The sequence below is a fragment of the Stenotrophomonas sp. HMWF003 genome (assembly GCF_003061285.1).
GTDB lineage: Bacteria > Pseudomonadota > Gammaproteobacteria > Xanthomonadales > Xanthomonadaceae > Stenotrophomonas > Stenotrophomonas maltophilia_AP.
Window position 1 is genome coordinate 25207 of sequence record NZ_QAIW01000194.1, and the last position, 6849, is coordinate 32055.

General features: G+C 68.5%; 9 protein-coding genes. 6 read left to right on the forward strand and 3 right to left on the reverse strand.

The features are described from left to right. The 3 genes from DBR34_RS21705 to DBR34_RS07895 form a co-directional block, all read left to right on the forward strand. Positions 1-271, forward strand: a 271-nt coding sequence (locus DBR34_RS21705) for a hypothetical protein (protein WP_219928234.1), incomplete at its 5' end; no start/stop codon positions are given. Between the two features lie 7 nt (positions 272-278). Then, positions 279-941 (forward strand): PIN domain-containing protein, encoded by a 663-nt coding sequence (locus tag DBR34_RS07890; RefSeq protein ID WP_128096380.1) that lies wholly within the window; start codon positions 279-281, stop codon positions 939-941. A gap of 135 nt (positions 942-1076) precedes the next feature. After that, positions 1077-2060, forward strand: coding sequence for an aldo/keto reductase (locus DBR34_RS07895; RefSeq protein WP_128096381.1), 984 nt, complete (start codon positions 1077-1079; stop codon positions 2058-2060). Positions 2061-2137: 77 nt separating this feature from the next. Here DBR34_RS07895 and DBR34_RS07900 read toward each other — a convergent pair whose 3' ends face one another. Beyond that, positions 2138-2959, reverse strand: coding sequence for an alpha/beta hydrolase (locus DBR34_RS07900; RefSeq protein WP_128096382.1), 822 nt, complete (start codon positions 2957-2959; stop codon positions 2138-2140). A 169-nt stretch (positions 2960-3128) separates the two neighbouring features. Here DBR34_RS07900 and DBR34_RS07905 point away from each other — a divergent pair, with 169 nt between their 5' ends. The 3 genes from DBR34_RS07905 to DBR34_RS07915 all read left to right on the forward strand — a co-directional run bounded on the left by DBR34_RS07905 (position 3129) and on the right by DBR34_RS07915 (position 4888). Then, entirely contained in the window at positions 3129-3347 is a 219-nt protein-coding gene (locus DBR34_RS07905; RefSeq protein ID WP_128096383.1) for a DUF4287 domain-containing protein, read from the forward strand. A gap of 87 nt (positions 3348-3434) precedes the next feature. Next, the gene (locus DBR34_RS07910; RefSeq protein ID WP_128096384.1) at positions 3435-4112 is read left to right on the forward strand and encodes a hypothetical protein; all 678 of its coding nucleotides are present in this window, start codon (positions 3435-3437) and stop codon (positions 4110-4112) included. 68 nt (positions 4113-4180) lie between these two features. Then, positions 4181-4888, forward strand: coding sequence for a YitT family protein (locus tag DBR34_RS07915; protein ID WP_128096385.1), 708 nt, complete (start codon positions 4181-4183; stop codon positions 4886-4888). A 10-nt stretch (positions 4889-4898) separates the two neighbouring features. Here DBR34_RS07915 and DBR34_RS07920 read toward each other — a convergent pair whose 3' ends face one another. Further along, positions 4899-5444 (reverse strand): DNA-3-methyladenine glycosylase I, encoded by a 546-nt coding sequence (locus DBR34_RS07920; RefSeq protein ID WP_128096386.1) that lies wholly within the window; start codon positions 5442-5444, stop codon positions 4899-4901. Beyond that, positions 5441-6849: DUF4153 domain-containing protein (locus DBR34_RS07925; RefSeq protein WP_258223744.1), on the reverse strand; the 1409-nt coding region annotated here is incomplete at its 5' end. The genes DBR34_RS07925 and DBR34_RS07920, both read right to left, overlap by 4 nt.

Below are 6849 nucleotides of genomic sequence, written 5' to 3' on the forward strand. Positions count from 1 at the left end.
ACTGGCCTTCGCGCCGGGCCTGCTGGCGGCCGTGTACTTCCTGCTCAACCTGGGCGGACGCCTGCCGGGCGGCATGGGGCTGGTGTCGTTGCTGACCTTCGTGCCGATCCTGCCGATCAACAGCCTGCTGCGGCGCTACCACCGCGAGGAAGGCGTGGACATGCAGCGCATGGACCGCTTCGGGGTGTGGCACATCCTGTTGCTGCTGTTCGGCGCGGGGTTCCTGCTGCTGGTGCTGTTCGGGCTGTCACTGCCGGATACGGAGCGCTGAGGCAGGCATGGAGGCAGTGCTCAACCACGTCCTGATCGACTATGAAAACGTGCAACCCAAAACACTGGCTGCGCTGCGCGGGGTCTCGTTCAGGGTGCTGGTGTTCGTCGGGGTTTCGCAGGCAAAAGTCAGCATCGAGGTGGCCGAAGCGCTGCAGGCACTGGGTCCCGGCGCGCGTTATGTGCGGTGCAGCGGCGCCGGCTCCAACGCGCTGGATTTCCATATCGCCTTCTACATCGGCGAGCTGTCCAGCAAGGGCCCGGAAGACTATTTCCACATCGTGTCCAAGGACACCGGGTTCGACCCGTTGGTACACCACCTGCGCGCACGCGGCTTGCGGGTGACGCGCTCACCGTCGGTGGAAAGTCTGCCAATGCTGCGCGCTGCCGAGCAGAAAGCTGCCAAGGCTTCCGCCGCTGTGCAGAACGGCGCGGCTGCACAGACCGGCGGGCCTGCCGTGGCCATCGCACCGATCAATCGCGTGGTAGAAGCGCTTCGAAAGCAGGGCTCCAAACGCCCGGCTTCGCCGAAGACCCTTCTCAACGCGATCGGCGCGATTTACCAGGGGGCAATGCCGGTCGCTGAGCGTGAGCATCTGGTCCAGCAGTTGCAGCAACGGGGCTGGGTCAGGATCCACGGGAGCAAGGTTACGTACGCGCTGCCTGCATGAAGCGTCTACGCATGGCGCTGGATTGATGAGCCAGGTTCATCACCACCAGCGATCACGCCGGTTCTCTTCCTGCCGTCGGGCGGTTCAAGATGGGCATCCCCCATCAATGCCGACCCCGCCGGCAGGAGCATTACCATGCAGACACGAGAACTGGGCAACAGCGGCCTGCGCGTTTCCGCGCTGGGCTTGGGGTGCATGGGCCTGAGCTTCGGCTACGGCCCGGCCACCGACACCGGTACCGCCACGACCCTGCTGCACGCCGCCGTGGCGCAGGGCGTGACCTTCTTCGACACGGCCGAGGTGTACGGCCCCTTCCGCAATGAGGAACTGCTGGGCCAGGCGCTGGCGCCGTACCGTGACCAGGTGGTGATCGCCACCAAGTTCGGGTTCAAGGACGGCCACGCCGACGCCGGGCTGGACAGCCGACCCGAGCGCATCCGCGCGGTGGCCGAGGCCAGCCTGCAGCGGCTGCGCACCGACCGCATCGACCTGTTCTACCAGCACCGCGTGGACCCGAATGTGCCGATCGAAGACGTGGCCGGCACGGTCAGGGAGCTGATCGCCGAAGGCAAGGTGAAGCACTTCGGGCTGTCCGAGGCCGGGGCCGACACCATTCGCCGCGCGCACGCGGTGCAGCCGGTGGCCGCCCTGCAGAGCGAGTACTCGCTGTGGTGGCGCGAACCGGAGCAGAGCGTGCTGCCGGTGCTGGAAGAACTGGGCATTGGCTTTGTGCCGTTCAGTCCGCTTGGCAAGGGTTTCCTGACCGGCGCGATCAACGCTGACACCGCATTTGCCGCCGACGACTTCCGCAACAGCGTGCCGCGCTTCGCCGCCGAGGCGCGCCAGGCCAACCAGGTGCTGGTCGACCGAATCACCGCGATTGCCGCCGCCAAGGGCGCAACGCCTGCACAGGTGGCGTTGGCCTGGCTGCTCGCGCGCAAGCCGTGGATCGTGCCGATTCCGGGTACCACCAAACTGCATCGCCTGCAGGAAAACCTCGGGGCGGCTGCGCTGCAGCTCAGCGCCGATGACCTGCAGCAGATCGGGGTGGCGCTGGACAGCATCGCGATCGTTGGCGACCGCTACAACGCGGCGCGGCAGAAGCTGGTCGCGCGCTGATTCCCGTGCCAGAGGGGCGCACGACCAACGGTCGTGCGCTACCGTGCCCGGGTACCGACCGTTGGTCGGTACACCGCTTACCCGCGAATAAACGCCAGAAGGTCCCGGTTGATCACCTCGGCATGCGTGGTGCACATGCCATGCGGATACCCTTTGTAGACCTTCAACGTCCCGTGCCTGAGCAGTTTGATCGCCAGCTCGGCCGAGTCGGCAATCGGCACGATCTGGTCGTCATCGCCGTGCATCACCAGCACCGGCACATCGATCTTCTTCAGGTCCTCGGTGAAGTCGGTTTCCGAGAACGCCTTGATGCAGTCGTAGTGCGCGTTGATCGCGCCCATCATGCCCTGGCGCCACCAGTTGTCGACCACGCCCTGCTGGACCGGCGCGCCGTCGCGGTTGAAGCCATAGAACGGAATGGGCACCTCGCGGTAGAAGTTCGCGCGGCCGGCCACCAACTGGGCGCGGAAGCCGTCGAACACCGCCTTCGGGGTGCCGCCGGGATTGGCCTCGCTCTTGATCATGATCGGCGGCACCGCCCCGATCAGGACCGCCTTGGCCACGCGGCCGGGCCTGGCCTGGGCCACGTAACGCGCCACTTCGCCGCCGCCGGTGGAATGACCCACGTGCACCGCATCGCGCAGGTCCAGGTGGTCGGCCAGCGCGGTGACGTCGGCCGCGTAGGTGTCCATCTCGTGGCCACCGCTGGTCTGCGAGGACCGGCCGTGGCCACGGCGGTCGTGGGCGATGACCCGGTAGCCCTGCAGCAGGAAGAACTGCAGCTGGGCATCCCAGTCGTCGGCACTGAGCGGCCAGCCGTGATGGAACACGATGGGCTGGCCCTGGCCCCAGTCCTTGTAGAAGAGCTGGGTGTTGTCGGCGGTGGTCAGGTAGGGCATGACGCGGACTCCTGCAAGGGAAGAGGGGGGAGCGGAGGTACCCTGGCATGCTGCGGCAGCGGGGTGTTCAGCGGGCATGAACGCCGCTGTCGATTTCGCACCCACCGCCACGTCATGCACAGAGAGCGCCGCCATTCCGGCGGTGCGCCACCCCTGCGAGGCATCCGTCATGAGCGATACCCCTACCCTGAAAGGCCCGGCGTCGTACTTCCCGTCCATCGAAAAGACCTACGGCCAACCCGTCGGCCACTGGCTGGCGCTGCTGGTGGCCCAGGGCGGGCTGAAGCACATGGAACTGGTGGCCTTCCTGAAGGCCGAGCACGGGCTGGGCCATGGGCATGCCAATGCGCTGGTGGCCCATCACCTGGCCGCTGCACGCGCCGGTTGAGCACGGCGGGCCGGCGACAGTGGCATGCTGTGCGGCCTTGCCGCCGACCGGAGTCGTGCCGCGATGCCACGCTTTACCGAACTACGCGTGCAGTCCAGCCCCGCGGTCACCCGCGCCGGGCGCGTGCTGGAAGGCTTCCCCTTCAGTGCGGACGCCTACCATGTGGCCGCGCTTTTCATGGCCGCGCTGCCACGTGACTACGTGCTTGATGGCGCCAGCCTGCTGACCCTGCAATGCGGGCCGCACGGCGATGACCCGGTCTACCAGCGCTTCCCCGGGGCCAGCGTGGTGTGCGTGGACCCATTCGATTTTGCCGCTTACGCCAACAGCGACCCGGCAACCCGCGAGCGCGCGGTGCTGGCGCTGATCGAGCAGCACGGGCTGGCGCTGATCGACCGCGTCGGGGCCGATCCCACCCCGTGGCGGGCGGCCGCCGCGTTGGTATGCGCACAGGGCTTCCAGCGCGAGGACGAGGTGGCACGGCTGGGCCGCGCGCTGCCGGGCCGGGCCGGCTGGATCCGGGTCTACCGCGGCCTGGGGGCCGGCGTTGGCGAGCGGTGGCAGGCGCGTGTGCTGGACCGCAGCGGGGCGGTCATCGCCTGCCACCCGATGCGCAGCCCGGCCGCGCTGGACCAGCGCGACTGGTTCAAGCGCTCGGCCTGGGAGCAGGGCGTGTTCGTGGTGCGCCAGCGCCTGGGCGAGGCGGTTTTCACGCTGGAGCCGCCCAGCGCGGCGGGCCCGGGCAGCAGCTGGATGGCTCTCTGAATGATTTCACCTGCAACTGTCACGCTGATCGTGTCTAATACCGCTCCCCACGCACGGCCCCCACCCCCATGTCCCTTGATTCCCATGGCCCCGCGCCGTGCGACGACGCCGACGGCCACCTGGTCACCGCTGGCCCGCTGACCCCGCCGCCGGACAGTGCCGGCACCGTCGCCGATGAAAAAGCGCTGCGCCATTCGGTGGCCGAGGACGTGCAGGGCATGATCCTGGCCACGCTGGTGGCCTCGCTCGGCCTGGCCATCTTCGCCAAGGGCGGGTTGATGATCGGCGGCATGGCCGGCCTGGCGTTCCTGGCGCACTACGCCTTCGACTGGAACTTCGGCCTGGTGTTCGTGCTGGTCAACCTGCCGTTCTACTGGGTGGCCGTGCGCCGGATGGGCTGGGAGTTCACCCTGAAGACGTTCGCGGCGGTCACCGCCTGCGGCGTGCTCACCGACCTGCTGCCGCGCTGGGCCGATTTCGCCCATATCGCCCCGCTGTATTCGGCGCTGGTGGGCGGCGCGCTGGCCGGACTCGGCATCCTGTTCTACATCCGCCACCGCGCCAGCCTGGGCGGCATCGGCATCCTGGCGGTGTACCTGCAGCGCACCCGCGGCTGGAGCGCCGGCAAGGTGCAGATGTCCTTCGACACGCTGCTGATGTGCGTGGCGTTCTTCGTGCTGTCCCCGTCGCAGGTGATGTATTCGGCGATCGGCGCGGTGGTGCTCAGCCTGGTGCTGATGTTCAACCACCGCCCGGGCCGTTACATGGGGGTGTAAGCCCCCTGCATCATCCGGTAGGCGCCGACCGTTGGTCGGCACGCAGGCGTTGCAGGCGCGCGTATACCGGGCAGTCCGGGCTGTGTGCGCCGGGCAGGTAGCCCAGGCTCATCAGGAACTCGCCGGTGATCTCGCCGCCGGTGAAGCGGAACGTCTTCTTGAACAGCTTCACCCACGCCGCCTTGTCCTGCGGGTGGTGCGCATCCAGCCACGCCGCGAAACTGCCGTGGCTGGCGCGCAGCTGCTGGATCACCTGCGCGTTGTGCACCGCTGCGTGCACCTTGAGCCGGTTGCGGATGATGCGGGCATCGTTGAGCAGCCGCTCGATGTCGCGCTCGCCGTAGGCCGCCACGGTGTCCACGTCGAAGCCGGAATAGGCCGCGCGGAAGCCCTCGCGCTTCTTCAGGATGGTTTCCCAGCTCAGGCCGGCCTGGTTGATCTCCAGCAGCAGCCGTTCGAACAGCTCGCGCTCGTCGCGCTGCGGGAAGCCGTATTCGTGATCGTGGTAATGGCCGTGAACCGGGTGGCCGGGGGCGATCAGGCAGTAGCCGCTCATGGGCGTGATTCCTTGTAGGCGGTTTCATCGATGGTCCGGGGCGGGCCGCCATCGACGGACAGGCGGGGCCAGCGCGGTGCCTGCAGGTGCAGCTGGCCGTCGCGCAACGCGGTGTTGTTCCGGGCGATGCTGGTCGTGCCGTCCGCCTCCGGGAAGGACACCGTGCCGACATCCTCCCAGTGGCCCTCGCTGCGGGCATGCACCCGGCAGTAGGGGTGACGATGCGGCGACAGGTTGCACAGCAGTACCTCGTCCACACCGTCGCTGTCCAGGTCGCGGCGGAGCACCACGCAGTCCTGGCCCACGTCCAGGCAGTCGCTGGTGGCCAGCGTGCGCGCCAGCACGGCCTGCCACCAGTCCGGGTCCGGCGTGGGCAGACCCTTGGCGACGGTCAGCTGACGCCGCAGCGCGGGCAGGTCGGCGATGCCATCGTCGATATCGCCCAGTTGGTTGTCGCGCCCCCATCGCGTGTCGCGGGCCAGCGCGGCCGCGATCACGCCTGCGGCGCGTGCATCCTGGCTGAAGCGAGGGTCGCGCTGCAGTGTCTTGAGTGCCTCCACGCCGTGGCGGCCGTAGGCGAAGCGCAGCGCGGTGGCCTGCTCGGCGTCGATCGCCGGTGCCTGGGCCTGCACGCGGGCGAGCTGGCTGGCGGTACTGATCCGCAGCGGGTCGAGCAGCGGCGAGTTGGCCAGCACCGCGCTGCCCAGCACCGCCCAGCACATCCAGCGGTTCACCGGTTCAAGCCGCTGCAGCCAGCGCGCGCCCGGGCGCAGCACAGCCAGCGCATAGCCCAGCGCGTAGCCGCACACCAGCACCGCCACCAGCGCGCCCCAGAAGCGTTCCGGGGTCCAGCCGTACTGGGCGATGCGCAGGCCCATCGCGTAAAGCGCCACGGCGGCGTAGACCGGCAACGCCAGCAGGGCCGCCTCGACCAGCCGGCGCAGCCAGGCCGGGTAGGACGTCTGGTCGCTATCGTGCTGGTAGACCGCGTTGACGAACATCACCAGCAGCAGCGACAGGGTGATCAGCAGGCTGGCCGCCGAGCGGGTGCGCCACAGCGGCTCGAGCCCGGTGAACGGCAGGCTGAGGACGAACAGCAGCGCAATGAAGGCCAGCAGCGGCAACAGCCCGCGCCCCACGGCGAACAACACCGAGCGCACCATCTGGATGGCGCGGTGCTGGGTTCGCCCGATCAGCACGCCGAAACCGAACAGGGTGCCGGTGGCCAGCGCAATGAACGCCGCCTCGCCGAACAGGTCGCGGAAAAAGCGGATATCCACCAGCTGGAACAGCGCCGCCCACAGCCACAGCAGCAGCCAGGTCAGCCCGGTGAAGGCCACGGCCAATGCCAGCGTCAATCCGTTCTGCCAGGCGTGTTCGAACAGGGCCGCGTAGGGCGCACGCC